This is a genomic window from Flavonifractor sp. An4, assembly GCF_002161755.1.
Classification (GTDB): Bacteria; Bacillota; Clostridia; order Oscillospirales; family Oscillospiraceae; genus Flavonifractor; species Flavonifractor avicola.
The window spans coordinates 1-18,491 of record NZ_NFIL01000017.1 but is presented as its reverse complement, the minus strand read 5'-3'; the positions used below and the strand labels follow the sequence as shown (position 1 = coordinate 18,491).

Annotated in this window: 22 protein-coding genes; 14 read left to right on the top strand and 8 right to left on the bottom strand. The window is 54.2% G+C overall.

Going from position 1 to position 18,491, the window contains the following annotated elements; genetic code table 11:
- Window positions 1–90: 90 nt before the first annotated feature.
- The gene (locus B5F94_RS08865) at window positions 91–531 is read left to right on the top strand and encodes a winged helix-turn-helix domain-containing protein (RefSeq protein WP_087329499.1); all 441 of its coding nucleotides are present in this window, start codon (window positions 91–93) and stop codon (window positions 529–531) included.
- A gap of 174 nt (window positions 532–705) precedes the next feature.
- Here the strand turns inward: B5F94_RS08865 and B5F94_RS08860 are convergent, their stop codons facing one another.
- Entirely contained in the window at window positions 706–1,614 is a 909-nt protein-coding gene (locus B5F94_RS08860) for an alpha/beta hydrolase (protein ID WP_158100267.1), read from the bottom strand.
- Window positions 1,615–1,667: 53 nt separating this feature from the next.
- Entirely contained in the window at window positions 1,668–2,099 is a 432-nt protein-coding gene (locus B5F94_RS08855) for a helix-turn-helix domain-containing protein (RefSeq protein WP_087329495.1), read from the bottom strand.
- Window positions 2,100–2,326: 227 nt separating this feature from the next.
- Between B5F94_RS08855 and B5F94_RS08850 the strand changes: the two genes are divergently transcribed.
- The 8 genes from B5F94_RS08850 to B5F94_RS08820 all read left to right on the top strand — a co-directional run bounded on the left by B5F94_RS08850 (window position 2,327) and on the right by B5F94_RS08820 (window position 10,039).
- Window positions 2,327–2,995, top strand: a complete 669-nt coding sequence (locus tag B5F94_RS08850) for a response regulator transcription factor (protein WP_087329493.1) — start codon at window positions 2,327–2,329, stop codon at window positions 2,993–2,995.
- Complete coding sequence (locus tag B5F94_RS08845) at window positions 2,973–4,451, top strand: sensor histidine kinase (RefSeq protein WP_087329491.1); 1,479 nt, start codon at window positions 2,973–2,975, stop codon at window positions 4,449–4,451. The genes B5F94_RS08850 and B5F94_RS08845 overlap by 23 nt, the downstream gene beginning before the upstream one ends.
- Window positions 4,452–4,629: 178 nt before the next feature.
- Window positions 4,630–4,884: a hypothetical protein gene (locus B5F94_RS16200; protein WP_143383267.1), complete on the top strand. Its 255-nt coding sequence runs from the start codon at window positions 4,630–4,632 to the stop codon at window positions 4,882–4,884.
- Window positions 4,885–4,924: 40 nt separating this feature from the next.
- Window positions 4,925–5,707: a hypothetical protein gene (locus B5F94_RS08840; RefSeq protein ID WP_087329489.1), complete on the top strand. Its 783-nt coding sequence runs from the start codon at window positions 4,925–4,927 to the stop codon at window positions 5,705–5,707.
- Between the two features lie 137 nt (window positions 5,708–5,844).
- Window positions 5,845–6,705: an ABC transporter ATP-binding protein gene (locus tag B5F94_RS08835; RefSeq protein ID WP_087329487.1), complete on the top strand. Its 861-nt coding sequence runs from the start codon at window positions 5,845–5,847 to the stop codon at window positions 6,703–6,705.
- A complete protein-coding gene (locus B5F94_RS08830; RefSeq protein ID WP_087329484.1) occupies window positions 6,702–8,885 on the top strand; it encodes a hypothetical protein in 2,184 nt (727 codons plus the stop codon). Before B5F94_RS08835 ends, B5F94_RS08830 begins: the two co-directional genes overlap by 4 nt.
- Entirely contained in the window at window positions 8,878–9,594 is a 717-nt protein-coding gene (locus B5F94_RS08825; RefSeq protein ID WP_087329482.1) for a hypothetical protein, read from the top strand. The genes B5F94_RS08830 and B5F94_RS08825 overlap by 8 nt, the downstream gene beginning before the upstream one ends.
- A gap of 13 nt (window positions 9,595–9,607) precedes the next feature.
- Window positions 9,608–10,039 (top strand): winged helix-turn-helix domain-containing protein, encoded by a 432-nt coding sequence (locus tag B5F94_RS08820; protein WP_242965643.1) that lies wholly within the window; start codon window positions 9,608–9,610, stop codon window positions 10,037–10,039.
- Between the two features lie 47 nt (window positions 10,040–10,086).
- Here the strand turns inward: B5F94_RS08820 and B5F94_RS08815 are convergent, their stop codons facing one another.
- Window positions 10,087–10,332, bottom strand: coding sequence for a hypothetical protein (locus B5F94_RS08815; RefSeq protein WP_087329480.1), 246 nt, complete (start codon window positions 10,330–10,332; stop codon window positions 10,087–10,089).
- A gap of 5 nt (window positions 10,333–10,337) precedes the next feature.
- The gene (dinB, locus tag B5F94_RS08810) at window positions 10,338–11,588 is read right to left on the bottom strand and encodes a DNA polymerase IV (RefSeq protein WP_087329478.1); all 1,251 of its coding nucleotides are present in this window, start codon (window positions 11,586–11,588) and stop codon (window positions 10,338–10,340) included.
- A gap of 159 nt (window positions 11,589–11,747) precedes the next feature.
- Here dinB and B5F94_RS08805 point away from each other — a divergent pair, with 159 nt between their 5' ends.
- A complete protein-coding gene (locus tag B5F94_RS08805; protein WP_087329476.1) occupies window positions 11,748–12,329 on the top strand; it encodes an SOS response-associated peptidase in 582 nt (193 codons plus the stop codon).
- 124 nt (window positions 12,330–12,453) lie between these two features.
- Here B5F94_RS08805 and B5F94_RS08800 read toward each other — a convergent pair whose 3' ends face one another.
- Window positions 12,454–12,954 carry a hypothetical protein gene (locus tag B5F94_RS08800; protein WP_087329474.1) on the bottom strand — a complete coding sequence of 167 codons (501 nt, stop codon included), beginning with the start codon at window positions 12,952–12,954 and terminating at the stop codon, window positions 12,454–12,456.
- 41 nt (window positions 12,955–12,995) lie between these two features.
- A complete protein-coding gene (locus tag B5F94_RS08795; RefSeq protein WP_087329472.1) occupies window positions 12,996–13,511 on the bottom strand; it encodes a hypothetical protein in 516 nt (171 codons plus the stop codon).
- A gap of 838 nt (window positions 13,512–14,349) precedes the next feature.
- On the opposite strand from B5F94_RS08795, the gene B5F94_RS08790 reads away from it, so the two are divergent.
- The 3 genes from B5F94_RS08790 to B5F94_RS16440 all read left to right on the top strand — a co-directional run bounded on the left by B5F94_RS08790 (window position 14,350) and on the right by B5F94_RS16440 (window position 16,098).
- Window positions 14,350–15,147 (top strand): hypothetical protein, encoded by a 798-nt coding sequence (locus B5F94_RS08790; protein WP_087329470.1) that lies wholly within the window; start codon window positions 14,350–14,352, stop codon window positions 15,145–15,147.
- Window positions 15,144–15,734, top strand: a complete 591-nt coding sequence (locus B5F94_RS08785) for a DUF4241 domain-containing protein (protein ID WP_087329468.1) — start codon at window positions 15,144–15,146, stop codon at window positions 15,732–15,734. Before B5F94_RS08790 ends, B5F94_RS08785 begins: the two co-directional genes overlap by 4 nt.
- Window positions 15,735–15,921: 187 nt before the next feature.
- Entirely contained in the window at window positions 15,922–16,098 is a 177-nt protein-coding gene (locus B5F94_RS16440) for a hypothetical protein (RefSeq protein WP_158100266.1), read from the top strand.
- A 521-nt stretch (window positions 16,099–16,619) separates the two neighbouring features.
- Here the strand turns inward: B5F94_RS16440 and B5F94_RS08775 are convergent.
- Together B5F94_RS08775 and B5F94_RS16195 are read right to left on the bottom strand one after the other, a co-directional pair.
- A complete protein-coding gene (locus B5F94_RS08775; RefSeq protein WP_087329464.1) occupies window positions 16,620–17,561 on the bottom strand; it encodes a hypothetical protein in 942 nt (313 codons plus the stop codon).
- A 90-nt stretch (window positions 17,562–17,651) separates the two neighbouring features.
- Window positions 17,652–17,861 (bottom strand): hypothetical protein, encoded by a 210-nt coding sequence (locus B5F94_RS16195; protein ID WP_143383265.1) that lies wholly within the window; start codon window positions 17,859–17,861, stop codon window positions 17,652–17,654.
- Window positions 17,862–18,009: 148 nt separating this feature from the next.
- Here B5F94_RS16195 and B5F94_RS08770 point away from each other — a divergent pair, with 148 nt between their 5' ends.
- Complete coding sequence (locus tag B5F94_RS08770) at window positions 18,010–18,210, top strand: excisionase (protein WP_087187674.1); 201 nt, start codon at window positions 18,010–18,012, stop codon at window positions 18,208–18,210.
- Window positions 18,211–18,491: the final 281 nt, after the last annotated feature.

Below are 18,491 nucleotides of genomic sequence, written 5' to 3'. Positions count from 1 at the left end.
ACAACAAATTACAAATGCACGCTACGGGGTAGATTGTCAGCGCACATTCTCTTTGTTTCCTTATCAAATTCTCCCAGAGAGGTGAGCAGCATGGAGAAGATCGTTATCATCTGGGCTCAGGATCCGGACGGCAGCGTGTTTAAGGCCGTCATGGATGCACTGAAGAATAAGAGGGAAGAGATGGCCGATGTCGTCGGTCCGGCCACATCGGTGTTGCGCATCGGAGAACTGGAGATCTATCACGAGTACCGCCGGGTGCTGATGGCCGGCAGGGAAGTACGTCTCAACCACGGGGAGTATGCCATGCTCTATTGTATGGCCAGCGCACCCGGGCAGGTATTCTCCAAGGCGCAGCTCTATGCGGCGGCTTGGGGAGAGGAATATTTGCATGGGACCACTTCGGTGGAGAATATCATATGGCGGCTGAGACAGAAACTGGAGCAGGATCCCAGGCACCCGGCGTACATAAAAACGGTGATTGGAGCAGGGTATCGACTGCAAATTTCAACGGAGAAAGAAAAAAGGAAATAACGATCTCTTCTCCATAATGAGCATAGCACAGTGCTCATGGACAATGTGGGAAGCAGCGTAGTCCAATGACTACGCTGCTTCCCACATTTTCTTGTAGCATCAACCATGGTAAGGTCTCGCAGTGTAATACCTAAAAATGTTAAAACACTTCTTGAATACAAGAGTTCCGCCCTCTCAGAGCATGGAACTGAGTTGTTCCATGGCTTGGAGGAACTGCTTGGAGTGGGCCCGGTGGATATTGTGGGGGGAGGAGATCGTTACCAGGCGGCAGTTCTTCATCAAATCTGCCGCCTGCTGGGCCTGCAGATCTGAGGCGGCAGCCAGAAGTATTCCATCCTCCGTGTAGGCATCTTTGCAGTGGAGAAACACCGTGGGGACACGAATTTCCCCCATCAGTTGCCGGTGAGGAATGCCGCTGTGCCAGCTGTAGTTGTAAAAGGCTTCCCCAAAGGCCAAGTCATATTGGGGGAGATAGCGGAAGATATCGTTGATACCGCCGGGGAGAAAAAAACGCACGGGCTCCTCCAGCGGCCGGCGCTGCCGGAAACGCTGGGCATAACGGGCCAGTTTCTCTGCAGTACCTTTTGGAAGAAACAGCCGGCCCCACAGGCAGTGGCGGAGATAGTAGGCCTCCCAGCACTCCGCCGGATGCTCCAGGAGGTAGCGGTGGAGAGGGGCGTAGGTGTCCTGGAAGGCAAAGGATCGAGGGAAAAAATCCGGCTCGGTGGAAAAAACCGGCGGATCCTCCAAAAGGGCTCCCAGTACCAGCGACTGGCCCCGAGCGGCCACATAGGCTGCCAGAAGTCCGCCGGAGGAGTGGCCGGAGACCGCCGCCGGACGGCCGATGACCTCCCGGATAAGCCAGAGCAGATCTTCGCCGTTGGCCTGCAGGCTGTAGAGGGAGGGATCGTGGCTGGATCGGCCGTGTCCGTAGCAGTCCACTGCGAACACCTGCCAGCGGTGGCTCAGTTGGGACAGCACGGGACCGTAGTCCCGCCAGCAGCCGGTCTGCCCGTGGATCAGCAGCAGTGGAGGCCCGCTGTCAGGCCCCACGGCATAGTGGATACGGGCGCCGTGGGGCAAAATGGCGTCTTGCTCCTGAAAGCGGCGCCGCCAAAAAAGATCACAGCCCCCGCTCATGACTGGTCATCCGGGGGAAAGATCCCCGCGGCCTCCGCAAAGCGGATCAGATCACGCTGATGCAGCAGCGCCAGTCCCCGCCCCTCGTCTCCCAGCAGCAGAAGCTGGTCACCGGTATGGATGCCGAAGAGGGTTCGGGCCTTTTCCGGCAGATACAGCTGTCCCTCCGGCCCTACGGTTAGGGAGCCAAAAAAGTGTTTTCCCCGAGGAGGGATCATTAGTCCAGTATCCTGATCGTCAAAGCGCACCAGATCGTCTAAAGATACACGGAAAAGTTCCGCCAAGGCACAACTGCTGGCCAGGTCCGGGACGCTCTCGCCGTTCTCCCATTTGGCCACTGCCTGCCGGGAGACACCCACCTGTTCCGCCAGTTCCTCCTGCGTCAGACCCCAGATCTTGCGCAGGGTCAGAATATTTTTGCCGATCATGTTCTCACCTCGGCTTTATTATACATTCCGCCCCTTCATCAGTCCACCAACCGATGTTAACGGTTGTGTCAAAGTTAGTTGCGGGATTGGTTCCAGATACCCAGGCGGCTTAAAATGGTTTCTTGAAACCACTCATGGTACAGGATGGACTTATTTATATGATACTTTTCTGAAATCTCCATGATAAATTCATAATTCCATGCTATCCTTGGGACAGGTGATGCTGCATGAAACACATTTTAATTGTAGAAGACGAGCCAGATATTCAGGAGCTGCTGCGGACCTATCTGGAAGACGCCGGCTATCAAACCGCCGTGGCCGGGGACGGCGTGGCGGCCCTGGCCCTGTTCGGGAGTCAACACTTTGACTTGGTTCTCCTGGACTTAATGCTCCCCAAGATCGACGGGTTCGGTGTCTGCGAGTTAATTCGCCAGCAATCTCAGGTACCTATTCTCATGCTTACCGCCCTGGACGGAGAGGAACGGCAGCTCCGAGGCTTCGGCTTGGACATCGACGACTATGTGACCAAGCCATTTTCCATGCCGGTGTTGCTGGAGAAGATTCGGGTCATCCTTCGCCGGAGCGGCGGGGGAGAGGAGGAGAACCGTCTGCGCTACCGGGATCTGGTGGTCAACCTGGACACCCGGGAGGCGCTGCTGGACGGCCGTCCCCTGGAACTGACCACCCGGGAGTTTGAACTGCTCCATACTTTCTTGGATGCACCGGGGCGGGTGTTCACCCGAGAGATGCTGCTGGCGAAACTATGGGGTTATGATTTTTACGGGGACGAGCGGGTGGTGGACAGCCATATCAAGAATCTCCGCCACAAACTGGGTCGGGACTACATTGAAACTGTGAGGGGGGTGGGCTATCGTGCCGCGAAAGAAACTCTCTGAGAGTCTGACCGCTCGCATTTTTCTGATTACTGCCGGCATCCTGCTCTTTGCCGGGACAGTCACCTTCGGCCTGATTGCCTGGGCCACCCCAAGCACCTATACCGCTGTGGTGAATAGCGACCTCGCCGCCCAGGTGGATGCCCTGGCGGGACGGTTGGCGGACACCACGCCGGAGGACTGCGGCGCGCTGCTGGACGAGTTTACGCTCTCCTCCGGGGCCAGTGCCATGCTGGTGGGTCCGGACGGAGAACTGGTGGATACAGGGGCGAGTTTGACCGTCCAGGCCGTGTATGAGGACGAACGTGTGGCCGTCACCACAGCGGAGGGAGACACGGTGGTCAGTTATGGGACGGGGACGGAAACCGAGGAAACCATGACCATCACCGCCTCTGATGGGGCCACCATTGCCACCGAGGTGACCTTTGCGGGCCAGAGTAAGAGCTATACGCTCTATGTCACTCCCAGAGTTCAGGTGGAAAACCTGGCTGTGCGGGCACTGGTGCAGATGGCTCCCTGGATTTTGCTGGTGCTGCTGGCTTTCTCCATGCTGTGCGCTTTTTTCTACTCCCGGTACATTACCCATCCCATTGTGCGCATGAGCGGCATTGCCGGGAAGATGGCGGAACTGGATTTCCACTGGGAATGCGGGGAAAAGCGTCGGGATGAGATTGGCAAACTGGGCCGCAGCTTAGACAAATTGGCCCAGAGACTGGATGCAGCCCTCACGGATCTGGAGAGCGCCAACCAAGCCCTGCGGGGAGAGGTAGAGCAGGAGCGGGAACTGGACCGGCAGCGAATGGCTTTTTTCAACGCCGCCTCCCACGAGTTGAAGACGCCAGTGACCATCCTGAAGGGGCAGCTCTCTGGGATGCTGGATGGAGTGGGCGTTTACCAGGATCGGGACAAATACCTGCTGCGCTCCCTTCAGGTGACAGGCCGGATGGAAAATCTGGTTCGGGAGATGCTGGCCATCTCCCGGATGGAGACAGGGTCTGTGGCTGTCAAGCAGGAGTCTGTGGATCTGTCCGCCCTGGTGGAGCGCCAGCTGGCGCTGGACGCCGGATTGCTGGAGCAGCGGGACCAGCGGCTGGCGTCCAAGCTGACGCCGGGGGTCACCGTCACCGGCGACCCGTCTCTCCTCGGTAAGGCTGTGGGGAACCTGCTCTCCAACGCATCGCTATACTCTCCAGAGGGGGCAGAAATACGGGTTTGGTGTGGGATGCAGGAGGGCAGTCCAGTGCTGACGGTGGAGAACACGGTCGCCCACATCAGCGAGGAGGCTCTGCCACACCTGTTTGAGGCCTTTTACCGGGAGGAGGGCTCCCGGAACCGGGCCACCGGCGGCAGCGGCCTGGGGCTGTATCTGGTGAAGATGATTCTGGACCGCCACGGGGCAGAGTGCGCCATCGAGAATACGGCGGACGGGGTGCGGGCCACGGTACGGTTTTCTGACTGATGGCACAGTGGATTTTACGGACACAATATGATAAAATAGTACCATTAAATTGTGAATGAGAGAAATGATGAAAAAATTAGGTTTCGCTTGTATCTTATGCTTTTCTCTGGCGCTGTTAAACGCTTGAGGCAATGCCACGTTTAATGGCAGCAGCACCGGGAATGATACCCAGTTTATCATGGAATACAGTATCTTAAATACTTCCGATCACAGGTCGATGCCTTTGAAAACAGGCGATGTTATTGATACAACCGTCGTAAGTGACGATGGAAGTGTGGACATTCAGGTAGAAAACAGTGAGGGAGAACCGAGCTATTCAGAAACAGGTATTCCCACTTCTGAGTTTGAAATTGTGATCTCCCAAGACGATACTTACACATTTACTGTGACAGGACACAAGGCCAAAGGAAGCGTAAGTTTTATAAAGAGATAACCGACATTGAATAGATTTGATATAAACTGGGAGTGTTAGGATGGATTTAAAAGAATTTTATTTTAATAATATACAGGAAGAAGAGTATCATTATCGATTTTATGACTCCATCAAGGATGTGAATAAAATTTATAATGTTTTTAGTGGATATGAGGAAGTGAATGACTATGAATTTGAGGTGTATGACGCCGAGGAAGCCATAACGAAATTTAGGGAATTATGCCAACCAGAAGTGAGTTTTTCTAGTAGTGAAAATAAATGCTGGTTTTATCTTGTAACGTATTATTTGTATAAAACAGGATATGAGATAAAGGAATTTCCAAGGGTGTTAGCTAGGCCACCTGTAGATCCTGGCGACTTTACTTATGGAGAAATACGAAGCAGAATTATTGCTCAAGGAGACGATGATAATGGGATCGTCAGATATGCAAGTAGAAGAAAGTTTGTTGCAGGTTTGACTTTTGAACTGAAATCTAGTCATATTGATATAGATGATCTCATAAATCAAAAGTTTGTCGAGATATCAAATCGACAAGCATCGTTTAATAACATGAGTACAGATGAAAAACTCGCAGAGATAGCAAACTTGATTGAAAACTTATTAAAAAAGAATGGAAAGTTTATCACGCCTGATTACGCTAAGATTTGTTTTGATTATATTTCTGATGATATAGTAACAAGCTATAGAAAGAAAATGCATTGCTTTAGACACGCTACAGATGAAGCAATAGCAGAAAGAAAATCTTATTCAGAAGATCAAAAGAATTTCTTCGTTGATTATGGATTAACTATCGTTAAAATTATACATACGTTATTGAAATAAGAATGGGTGACAGCAGGGTATGCTGCCACCCTATTTTTAACTGTGCATTCTCCACACAAATCACACATTTCCTCCATCTTCCCTCCATATTGCCCTGGTATCCTTTCCCCATCCCAAGCAGAAAGGAATCAGACTATATGGAACTCAGCATTCAAACCGTCAGCATGACCTATCCCAGCGGAAAGCAGGCCCTGAAGGGGCTGAACCTGGACCTGAGATCCCCCAGCCTCATCGGCCTGCTGGGCCCCAACGGGGCGGGCAAGTCCACCCTGATGAAACTGCTGGTGGCGGCCCTGATGCCCACGGAGGGGAGCATCCTGGTGGACGGGGCGCCCCTAAACAAGGTTGAGGGGAAACTGAAGGCCAGCCTCGGCTACCTGCCCCAGGACTTCGGCCTCTTTGAGGAGTTGACTGTCACGCAGTTTCTGGACTACATGGCCGCCCTCAAGGGTTTGCGCAGTCCCCAGGCGGCCATCCGGGATGTGATCCGGGCGGTCAATCTGGAGGAGAAGGCCAGGGCCAGGATCCGCACCCTCTCCGGCGGCCAGCGCCAGCGTGTGGGCATCGCCCAGGCCCTGCTGGGGGACCCGCCTTTTCTGATTTTTGACGAACCCACAGTGGGCCTGGACCCGGAAGAGCGCATCCACTTCCGGAACCTCTTCTCCCGCACCGCCCAGGACCGGCTGGTGCTGCTCAGCACCCACATCATCGAGGACGTACAGTCGGTGTGCGACCGTCTTGTGGTCATCCACCATGGGCAGATCCGATTCACCGGCACGCCGGAGCAGTTGATCGCGTCTGCCGCCGGCCATGTGGGCGTCTTTTGGGAGAAGGACGAGAGACAGGAGCAGGGTCTCCATATCACCGCCCGGGTGAATACCAGTCAGGGCGTCCGATGCCGGGCGGTGGCAAACCAGCTTCCACCCTATGCCCAGGCAGAGGAGCCGACGCTGGAGGACGCCTACCTTTATCTGATCTCCCGGGAGGCGGTACAATGAAGACGATGCGGCTTTTCCCTTTAGAACTGCGGCGGCTGCTTCAGAGCCGCCTGACCTGGCTGATCATAGCGCTGACGGTCCTCTCTCCGGTGGCGGGGCTGGTGCTCTACAAGCCCGCCACGTCCACCACCATGCTCTCCATGTATTTGGCCAACCCTGCTATCGCAGGGGGCGTGGCCGGGGCCATCCTGTTCGGCCTGCTGGCCATCTTTGAACTGGACCGGGCCCGCCGCAGCCGCGTGGACATCCTTACCGACGCAGTGGTGTCCCCGCTGACCACGGCCCTGACCCGCCTGCTGGCCCTGCTCACCGCGGCGGTGCTGACGGTGGCTCTCACCCTGCTGGTCTGGCTTCCCATCAGCGCGTGGCTGATTGGCTCCGTGTTCACCGGCGCCAACTATGTGCTGGCCTATCTGCTGCTCATGGGGCTGGCTCTGCCCCTGGGCATCCTGGCGGCAGCTGCCGCGTACCAGTTCACCCGCCGGGCGGACCTGTCCATCGTGCTGTTCATCGTCTTCTGCGCGCTGAGCCTTACTGTATGGGCGGACGACTGGCAGCTGTGCTGGCTGAACCCCTGTGTGTGGGCCCTGTCCGACGATTTCTCCAACTTCCGGGTGTTCCGGTCTGTGGCCTGGATGCGCCTGACCTGGCTGGCGGCTCTGACCGGGGTGTGGACAGTCTCCTATCTCTGCATCCGGCAGTACGGAAAGGGCATGTTCGGCTCCCTGGCCCGGAGCGTCCGGCGGATCTACCGCCCGGCCGTTGCCCTGGTCCTGCTGGCCTGCTCCGGCACCGCGTATGCCGCCCAGCCCTTCATCGACCAGAGCAACCCGGATCTCACGGTCATGTCCTTCTATGAGATCCCCTACGCCGAGGGCGTCACCTTCCTCAGCCGCAGCGCCCAGGTGTTCCCGGACACCTCCGCCGGCACGGTGACGGGCCGGGCCTCCTACCGGTTCCAGAATACCTCTGGCCAGGAGCAGAGCATCTCCTTCGGCATCAACCCGGGCTACACCATCTCCAACGTCCAGGCCAACAGTACAGACGTTCCCTTCACGGTGAGCGACTACCAGGAGTACAATGAGGCCCTGCTGGAGGTCACCATTCCCGCTGAGGAAGAAGTGGAACTGACCATGGAGTACAGCGGCTTCCCCCAGGAGAGTATGCCTACCATGCAGGGCGGAAAGGAGCTGAGCAGCGAATACCTCTGTCTGGAGAACTCGGCCCTTTCGCCCCGGGTGATGAATGTCATGCCCGGAGAGGCGGGCTATCCCGCCGAGATCGAGATCACCCTGCCTGCCTCCATGATTGCCATTCCCTTCAGTTCCAGCGAGGCGGAGGTGATCTCAGAGAACGCCGACGGCACCAGGACCTGGCGCTATGAGGCCAACAGCGCCGGCGGCATTCTGTATGCCGGTGACTATATTTGTGAGCAGATCGAGGCCGGGGGCATGACCATCGAATTCTACTACGGCCGCAAGCACCAGTCCGTCATGGAGGAGGCCGGCGCGGTGGACGCGGTGAAGGCCGTGGTGGACTACTGCACCGAGCACTATGGGACGCTGTCTTTCGGAACAGGCGAGACCCTGAAGCTCATCCAGAGCCGGGTGGCCGGCGGCGGCTACGCCGTGGGCGGGGCCAGCCTGCTGGACGAGGCGGACTTCACCATCGCCAACCTGAGGGATACCAACAAGGGGGCCGTCCCCGGCGAGACCTTCATCCACGAGCTGGTCCACCAGTGGTGGGGCCTGGGCAACATGTTCGATACGGTTGATTCTACCAGCCCCTGGTCCGCCGAGGGTCTGACCGTCTACACCACCTACCGCATCGTCAAGGAACTGTACGGCGAGGACTATGCCCAGGAGCACTATGTGGACCAGTGGCAGCAGGCGGTGGACGACTACTATCTGAACTTCTATGTCCGTCATCCGGAGTATCTGGAGATGCTGCCGGAGAATGAGCAGCTGGCTATCTCCAACAGCCTGTCCCGGGTACGGCAATACAGCGAGATGCCCCTAAAAATTCTGAAGGCGGAGCAGTTGGTGGGCGGCGAGGAGGCCATGGACCAGATCCTCCACGACCTGTTCAACCGGGAACTGGACCCCATGTACCCCTATCTGACCTACCAGGAATTTTTGGATGCCTGCCATCTGACGGAGGAGGATTTGAACCTTGGGTAAGATTTTTCGATACGAGTGCCGCAGGCTGCTGTGGAACAAGTTTTTTATTGGATTGGCTGTGGTACTGCTCCTCTACGGGGTGTTTGTACTGCATGCCGTGACCATTCTGGGTGTGGCGCACACCGCGCCATTTTCTCCTTGGAGTTTTGGGGACTACCTCTCCCGGATGATGCCCCTGTTGTGGCTCGGGATGCTGTTCTTTTTGACCTTCTATACCTCTCCCCAGGCCCGGCGGGCGGCAATCCTCATGGATGCCACACCGATGCCGCCCAAACAGTATGCCCTGGCCCGGTGCGCCGCGGCCCTGACAGGGGGCGCGCTGCTGACCTTGCTGTGCATGGTGGAGGCAGCGGTGTTCTACGGCCGCATGTTTCACTGGTACAGCTGGGGGAGCCTGCTGCTCCCGGCCTTGGTGACCCTTCTGCCGGCTCTGGTATTTGCTCTGGGCAGCGGCTGGCTGGCAGGCCAAATCCGGCCCTGGCTGGTGTATGTATGGATGGCGGTCCCCTTCCTGCTGGCGGCTCTGCCGCTGCCTGAGGCTTTGGGGCTGTGGAATGGCAGTTTCTTTACCGCTTATCCCCTGACCCTGGGGACGCTTGATCCAGTGTTTGTTGTGCCAGTGGGCGTAACTGTGGTTCAGGTCGTTCTGCTGGCGGCGGGAACAGTGCTGTTGATATTAGGCAGCAATCGCCGCAAGGTTATGAGATAAGAACAAACAGGGGGTGCGGCGGATCAAAGAAGTCATTATCATTCGAACGGTAGATTCAGACGGCAGCACATTCCGGGCCATCATGGACGCGCTCCGGGACAAGAGGGTAGAGATCATTGAACTGGCTGCCCCTTCTCATAATGTGCTGGCCTTTGGGAACATAGAGATCTACCCAGAACGCCGGATAGTGCTCAAAGCAGGGGAGAAGGTACGTCTTAATCACGGCGAGTTCTCCATGCTCCTACTCCTGGCCAGTACGCCGGGGCAGGTTTTCAGCAAAGAGCAGCTCTATGACGCCGCTTGGAATGAGGAGTACCGCTATGGGACCACAGCAGTGGAGAATATCATTTGGCGGCTGAGGCAGAAACTGGAGGACGATCCCAAGCACCCGGTTTACATCAAGACAGTCATCCGGAGTGGATATAAAATAGAACTGCCAAGGTAAGACAAAGGCGGCGCCAGCATTGGCGCCGCCTCATTTTCTCATACGAATCATCGTTTGGCACAGACAAACCATCTCCCTTTTTCCATCCATAGATAAGTTTCCTTGCCTTGAATGAGGCAGGTGTAGCGGTCCCCGACGCCGCCCACGCTCTGGCAGGCCGCTCGGCGGACATCCAGAATCTTGTCCACCGGGTATTTGTGGCTCTCGTCAAACTCAATCTCCAATGGCCGCAGTTTCCCTTCTGCGTCAAACCGGACAATAACCGGAACATATCGTTTCTCACGCTGATCCATCAGGCTTATCCTCCAAAGAATCCGACAGGGTGAACGGTATGATCGTCCCGCACGTTGATATGGCCCAGGCGCGGGTCAGTATCCAGCAAGGCTCGGCGGACGCTCATGTAGCCGTACCGCTGGCGCAGGTGGTCCACCGCCCGGTCAATCCGCTCCCACTTGTCCCGCCGCTGATCCTCAGCATAGAGGGACATCTGTACGGTTCCAACGGCCTCCACCAAGCCGGCGCCCCGCAGTCCAATGCTCCGGATCGGGCGCTCCCAGTGATAGTGGCGGCGGAACAATTCCATTCCTACCTCTGCCAGTTCCTGACTGGAGCAGGAGGGGGCAGGCAGTTTTCGCTGCCGACAGATGGAGCGCAGTTCAGTATCCCGGACATAGATCTCCACGACTGTGCAGCGGGATGCCAGATCACGCATGGGGGAACAGATGCTTTCAGCCAGCAGGAGCAGCATCAGCTGCACATCACCTTCGGACACCAAGTCTCTCGGCGTGGTGGCACTATTGCCAACGGATTTGATGTTTGGGATATGATCTGTCTTCTGAACAGGGGAGACATCCTGTCCTTTTGCGAACATGCTGAGGACCAATCCCATTTTCCCGAGGCGCCGTTGCAGCACATCCTCAGAGCACTCTGCCAGACGGCCGATGGTGTTGATCCCAATGGCCCGCAATTTTTTTGAGGTGGCAGGGCCAACATAAAGCAGATCGTCCACCGGAAGGGGATAGACAATCTCCTTGTAGTTGTCTTGGCCAATCCGTGTGATGGCATCCGGCTTTTTGTAGTCGCTGCCAAGTTTCGCGGTGATCTTGTTGTTGGCCACACCGATACTGGCCGTGATTCCTAACTCGTACTTAATACGGTTGCTGATCTCCCTGGCGATGGACATAGATGAACCATATAGACCTACGCTGCCTGTCACATCCAGCCAGCACTCGTCTAAGCCAAAGGGTTCCACCTGATCCGTGTAGTCCTCATAAATCTCTCTGGCATAGCCGCTGATACGGATATATTCGCCCATATCAGGGGGGAGGATAACAAGATGAGGGCACCGTTGTTTCGCCTGCCAGATGGCCATGCCCGTCCGAACACCGTAGGGCTTTGCGATATAATTTGCTGTGAGTACAATGCCATGACGTTCCTCCTGGCTTCCACACACTGCCAAGGGCTTGTTGCGCAGTTCTGGATGGCGCTGCATCTCGACGCTGGCGTAGAAGCAGTTCATGTCACAGTGTAAAATATGGCGTGTGCCCATTGGTGTCACCCCCTTTCTCTTAATAATAGAACATTTGTTTGATTAGCGCAAGAGGAGATTTCTGGGCGATAGCAGGATCCTGTTTTGTTTAGTATCTGTTTGTGATATACTATATTTTGTGTCAGCGCGTACAACTTGTTGCACGGGAGGCCATAGAGAATGTGTGGACGGTATCAGTTTACAGCGGAACAATGCGAAGAAATTCGGCAGATTGCCGATGCCATCCAGCGCAAGTATGGATCCGATGCATGGTCGCCGGGAGAGATCCGACCGTCCAATCGCGCACCAGTTCTTCTGGGCGATGCCGGTAGTCCGGTCCCTAAGTTGATGAAGTGGGGATATCAGCTGCCTGGTACACTGGTCATCAATGCCCGGGCCGAGACGGCGCCCGAGAAGCCCCTGTTTCGGGACAGCGTCCGAAGCCGGCGCTGTCTGATCCCATCCACGGGATTCTACGAGTGGGACAGCCAGAAGCGGAAGTACCTGTTTACCCTTCCCCGGGAGGGCGCCCTCTATATGGCGGGACTGTATGACCGACGGGGAAATGAGGATTGCTACTGCATCCTGACCACATCACCCAACGCATCCATGCGTCCCGTCCATGACCGGATGCCTCTCATCCTGACGGGGGAGCAGCGGCACAGATGGCTCGCTGACGACGACGCTGCAGCAAGGATTCTCACGGTGGTACCCCCGGAACTGATGCGTACGTCTGCAGAGGCGCAGATCAGCTTGTGGTAGAGTCAGTATGTAGAGGCACAGCAGGGAAGGGGCCGTTCTCAGAACAAAAATAAAGAGGCCGTCGATCCAGCGGATCGGCGGCCTCTTGCTGTGTTGATTTATGTTGGTGCGGTGGTGGGATGGGTCATACCAGTTTGCCCATCTCCATCAGAACAGTGGCCAGAGAGGAGGTCTGTTCATTGAACTCCTGGAGGAGCTCCAACAGGCTTTCTTTGGTAAGAAGGCGCTCGTTCTCCGTATTGAACAGTTCGTACTCCTGGCTGTCAACTGCATCGTAGGGAAGGCAGAGTATTCCCTCCTGCACGAGGCAGAGGACGCAACCGCTGAAGTCCAGGCACCCGTATGGAATGCGCCAGATCAAATCCCGATGCAGCGCCATGCTGTATGGCTCATAAAAGCTCTCCAGACTGGCGAAGGTAGCGCCGGACTCCTCAAGAATGTGGCTGACCCACTCCTCCTTGGGGAGCTTGGACAGTGCCAGCGGTTTCTCCATAAACTGGATGGTGTGCGGTGCGTAGGATTGGCACCTCTTTTGGTCTACCAGGACATCGCCGGTCAAATTGCAAGTGCCGTCTGTACCACAGTTGACACAGTCTGGCGTGTGGCAGATGAGCTTTGTCGGCATAAGAATTCCTCCTATTCTTTTCAGAATATCGCTGGTGTCGGTTACGTTGCCGGTTCCAGTTGTGCCTTCCCGGAGGCGAGATCGTCCCAGACCTGCTGTGCCAATGCCTTTTTCGCAAAGGAAAGGACGTGCCCAAGACCACCGTCCTGCGTCAGGGAGGGGAGATGCCGGGCGCAGTACCTTCCAATCTGCTCAGACTGCCAGATGCTTTGGAACAGCAGCTCCGAGCCAAGAGCTTGAGCCATCTCATCAAACCGGCTGTCGTGGCCGATTTCCGTGCCTTCAAAGACACAGTACGGCAGGTCGAGTTTGTTGAGCACAGCCTCCACGCGCTCCTGAAACTGGATCTCGGTGAGGAGATTCGAGGTCAATGCCACCTGCCAGTCAGAAGAAGCGGCGCTGGGGTATTCGATGGTCACGGTGCCCAATAGAAATTTCTCCTCTTGGCGCAGCGACACTTTTCCAGGTAAGGGTGCTTCAAACAGGGTTTTGGCGCAGGTACGGATCGAAGCCAAGTCACTCCCAACCACGATAAAACGAAGTTCAAATTGTTCCATGGTGATGTTCCTCCTCAAAAAATAAATGATTGTGGTGTATATAAAAAGCGCATGGAAAAGAGCTCCTTTTCCATGCGCTTGTGGCCGGTTGGCCAATGTTGAGTTGTCTCGACCCGAACACCGGGTCGGCGGCTGGAAAAATAAAAAAGTACCCAAGAAGCCAATGCGGCTCTCGGGTACTTTGAAACACGGCAACTATGACTGCTCAAATGCAGACATCAGAAACTATTAAAGTTATTATAGCCTGCAAGACCGGAAATGGCAAGGGGGGAAAGTCGAGAGGGGCAGGCTCTGTTTAGTTGTTTATGAAGGGTGGAGAAGGTCCGTATTTTTCTATCAGTCTTCTGAAGGAAGGATCTCTTTGCAGAGGTAAGAAAATTGCGGCAGTTGATCAATGAAGGGTTTCCAGCGCCTGCGGATTTCAGCCCGCTCCAGAGGATCGGCATTCTCCAACCCGTGGTCATTGTCAGTGAGGTATAATCCCCTCTTCCGCCAGTTCCTCCGGCTTTGTGGGAATCACAATACAGTATCCGCTTCCAGAGTATCGGTGTGCCGTCCGCATTGAGGGAACGGTAGATCTGGCGCCAGCTGCATTCCTTTCCAAGCTAGAGAACACACCGGTCTCGCAGCTACTTGGTATCGAGGTAAATGTGGGAGAAATCGTGGAAATCGATGATGGACTCAAAAGCTGTTGTTTCTACCTGGACAATGACAAAACACAATATTTACCATATTGGGACTCTGCGAAAGCCAGGCAAAATTTGTATCAACCAGAGTCCACAGAAGCATGAGAGCCTGCGTCAACTTACATGCTCAGTAACAAACAGGAGGTAAGGAAATGCTACATACAAAAGATCCCTCGTCCACTTACTGTCGGCGCTGCGGTACCGAGCTTATCTGGGAGCACCCTAAAGGCTCCGGACACTGCCAGACATCCAGCGACTATGTCGGCGGCGATATTTGCCGCAGCTGCCTCGATGAGCTGCGAGCCAATTCCGCGGGGACTGCCGATAGCATGACTGATGATGCAACCCTCGTCCCCATCACGCTGTTTCAGGCGCCCCTCGCCGTGTTGCGAGAGCGCGGGTTGCTGGAAATGTACGAGCGCAATCGTCCCTATACTGGTCCTGTCCCCTCTCAGTACTACATGCCAGTTTTTCATGGGAACCTGGAATACCCTGGGACAATGCCCCAAGAACATGATATCCGAAAAACTAACCTACTGGAGTATCTCTTAGATCTGTATAACCGTGATGACCGTCCGAACCCCAAGACCAGCCGCAGTATGTCGGTTGGAGATGTGGTGAAGCTGGACGGTCAGTTCTATCTCTACACCCACCTGGGATTTACTCAGGTAGATTTTAGAACGGCGGAGCTAAATGGCCCTGTAGCCAAGCTGGTCACGCCGGACGGATCAACGCTTCAAGTCAGTGTATTCCCCAGCGATGACTATCCCTGCATCAACATTGATCTGCTGCAGAACGATGGAGGCTCGGAGCGTATCTGCTTTGTAGAGCATAACCCTGAGAAGGATCCCGGACAACAGCTCTATATTGGTGTCTATTGCTCCACTGAGGAGGACACCGTCTACTATGGCAGCTACATCAAAAATAAGGAGGAAACTGAAGAACAATGAAAAAGCCGAAGATTGAGAGCGTCACCCTTGGCACCTTTGAAGTCACCGGCGACAAGTTGGTAGTATCCGACCCCTGCTATGAGCTCGGCACCTGGTGCATGGGAATGCTGTCCAATGTGAAACCCGGTCTGTGGTCCGCCAGTATCGGCGTTGTCGATACCGGCGAGTTCGGCAAGCGGATTGCATTTTTATCTGCGTTTCACCAGGACAGCCCCGAACTCCAAAAACTGAAGGCCTGCCCTGCCCCGTTCGACGTCGGTGTAGACAGTGGCCAAGCCGGCATCTTTGACCTTAACCACTTTCAGGATGAGTCCGTAATTGAAGACCAAGAGCTCACTGATTTCGGGACCCGGTGGTACACATTTTGCTGCTATCAAACTCTGGACGGTGAGCACCATGCTGGCCTTATTCCCTTTGGCGTAGTTGCCAGTTCTGGTTTTGGCGATGGTTGCTACCCCTGCTATTACTACACTGACTGGGGCAACGACACCACTACTTGGGGCATTATCATCGACTTCCAAGTAACAGAAATGCGCCAAATCATGCGCCAGCTGCTTTCCAAGTGGGAGAAAAAAGGCCAGGAATAACTGAGCTTTCTATCTCCGCCCTATTTCGCCAGGCTCCTTTTCCGACAAGGTGCTGCAGCATAGGGAAGTTCGAAGAACCAAGGGCAAGAATCGCCGTCATCAAACGAGCCGAAGATAAGCGCGTCGAGCATCCAATGTGGTTCTGTAAGTGTGATTTCTGGTGGCACTTTATAAGGATGCCTCACAGATGAGATATGAAGAAGTTGCAGACTACAGAAAAAATCTTGGCAAAACTTATCTATACCAGCAAATTGAAAGCCTGCTGCACTCTGGTGCAGCAGGCTTTCAATTTATCTTGAAAAATGCTCTACAAACTTCTTTGCCATCTCAGCGAACTCATATGAGTTTTGCAAATACTCCATGATTGTGTCTATCTGCGAGTCCGTCTCTGCAACAGTTGCCGCCATCAAAAAGCCTCTGATTCTGCTTCCACGAAAACTACACCAGACATTAAATGGCAATCTTCCGTTCACGGGGTCCCCATGCTCAACAACTATCTGAAGGATCTGGTCACCGTCTAAGCCTATGAAATGGACTGGTAATTCGAAATGGAGACAACTGAATTTTTCAACATTCACTTCTAAAAAATGCATCCATTATTTCTCCTCACAAATGTTTTTCACAACAACCTCAAAGTGGGATAATCCGCCCTTCAAACAAGCAAGTATTCATATGATCCTCAATGATAGTAAACCTTCATTATTTTGTCAATAGTCCCCCATTTGAGTTTTCTACTTGAAGTCATAGTATTGAAAACAGTCGTCTGGCTGGTCGCATCAATCGTACTGAGCTTCTGCGCAATATCATCAGTGCCTATGTGGAGTAGTTTTCAGCGTGACAGGTCAAAACGGGGTAGAGACCAACAAAGGATCTCTACCCCGTTTTTCATGCCCATGGGTTTTCCATATCCAGCGGTGTCAGGAGATCTTCCTCCAGAAGGCAGCCGGCCACCAGAGGGAGCCGGCGCGCATATCGTGTGCGCAGTATGCGATAGTCAAGGCCATTGAACCTCACCCGGTCCAGGCCATCCATATCCTTACAGATGTGATATAGATGAATTGTGTGTTCTTTTTCTTTCCTGGACAACCCAGGCTCAGCCATGATTGCCGCAATGCCGGTGTCGTCATCACGACAGTGCTGGGCAATGATGAGTTCGGCAATCCTATACTCCTTCCGACTCAACCGAATCCCACGCAATCGGATGCCTCGCTTATGGATCTGTTCGACAGACCGCTCTCCATGGACATCGTCCACATCCTCAGTCACTCGGCCCAGATCATGGAGCAAACTGAAGTAAATCAGGATCTGACGATCCGACTCAGAAAGAGCATCACCAGAATTGTAAATATAGATGAGAGATAGGAATAGAACCCTCAAGATATGGAGCAGCCCATGGACTTCAAATAGTACCTCCCGTTCGTAGCCAAGGGTACGCACCTGCTTTCCAAATTCCAAGTAGGACTGCAGTGCCGGCGCCATCAGCCTCGGCACCGTTTCTTCTACAGCTGGGATCATATCCTCATACCGATACTCAGTTATGGCTCCTGGTAGGACAATAACTTCATTCTCCTCCGCATAGGAGGGGTAGTGAGCCACGATCTGATCAGGCCTCACCCGAGCCACTGCAATCTTGGTACCCTGTCCGGAGTGGACGGCAAACCACAGTGCATTTCCAGGGTGAGTGCTCCAGGAAACTGCCTGATCCGGCGGCAGCGACAATGCGCCCATACCACGGTAGACCGTTATTAGACCATCCGATTCCAGAGCAGGCAGTTGAGGCGCCGGCGCATACTGGAACACTTCTCGTACGCTGTTTCTTTCAAACATTTTCACACTCCTAGCCTGATCAATTATGGAATCCATGCAAATTGGGGGGCAAAAGCGATACTTTTCCCGCCTCATGCTCTAACCGAACGTCTATTCCCGCTCAATTCTCAGTGCGGTAAACACCTTGTTCAGCAAAATATCTGCTGTTTCCGGATCCATCGATACATCAACCTCAAAATCCTGCTCACCAGCCGCTGCTCCACTGTTGTTGGCATAAACAAAGAACAGGCGAACAACCCGCTTCTTAATATCGCAGGCACAGTAGAGGTTAATGTAGTCGTCATTTTCATCCGTAACCACATGGAGTCCAGAGAAAGCGTCATCTACGTCGAACCAACAAGGGATATAGAAGGTGATGGTATAGCTCGGGGAGTAAGTCTCGCGGAGCGGCCTTGCCAGCTGCCGCCCGTTGCTTTTCTTTTGACTTTTACAAAAAGGAGTTGAGGAAATGGAAAAGCAAGCGGTACCAATTTGGGAGAAGGCCAATTTGACGATTGAAGAGGCGGCTGCCTACTTTGGAATTGGGACAAATAAGCTGCGAGAGATAACCAGCAACCCGGACTGTGGATTTGTTATTTGGATAGGAACAAAAAGGCTGATCAAACGAAAAAAGTTTGAAAAGTATTTGGAAGATGTCGATACATTGTAAGCAATAAAAAGGAGGTCTGGACATGGCTTGAGCCGTGGCCAGACTGTCTTTTTATATAGCAAACTGTAACTGGTGTACTGGTAATTTCCGTAAAAAACAAAATTAGATTAAATTCAATAGAAAAATGTGATGAAATCCCGCCAGAGTTACCGGAAATAGGTTGTGTAGGTTTGTCAAACAAATTGGACGGCGAACTGGGAAGGAGAAGAGTAGTTTAAGGGCCTCATAGGGAAGTTGTTAGAGCGGCGGTTGTGGGCAGCGAGCTGTCTGGCGAAGTCATC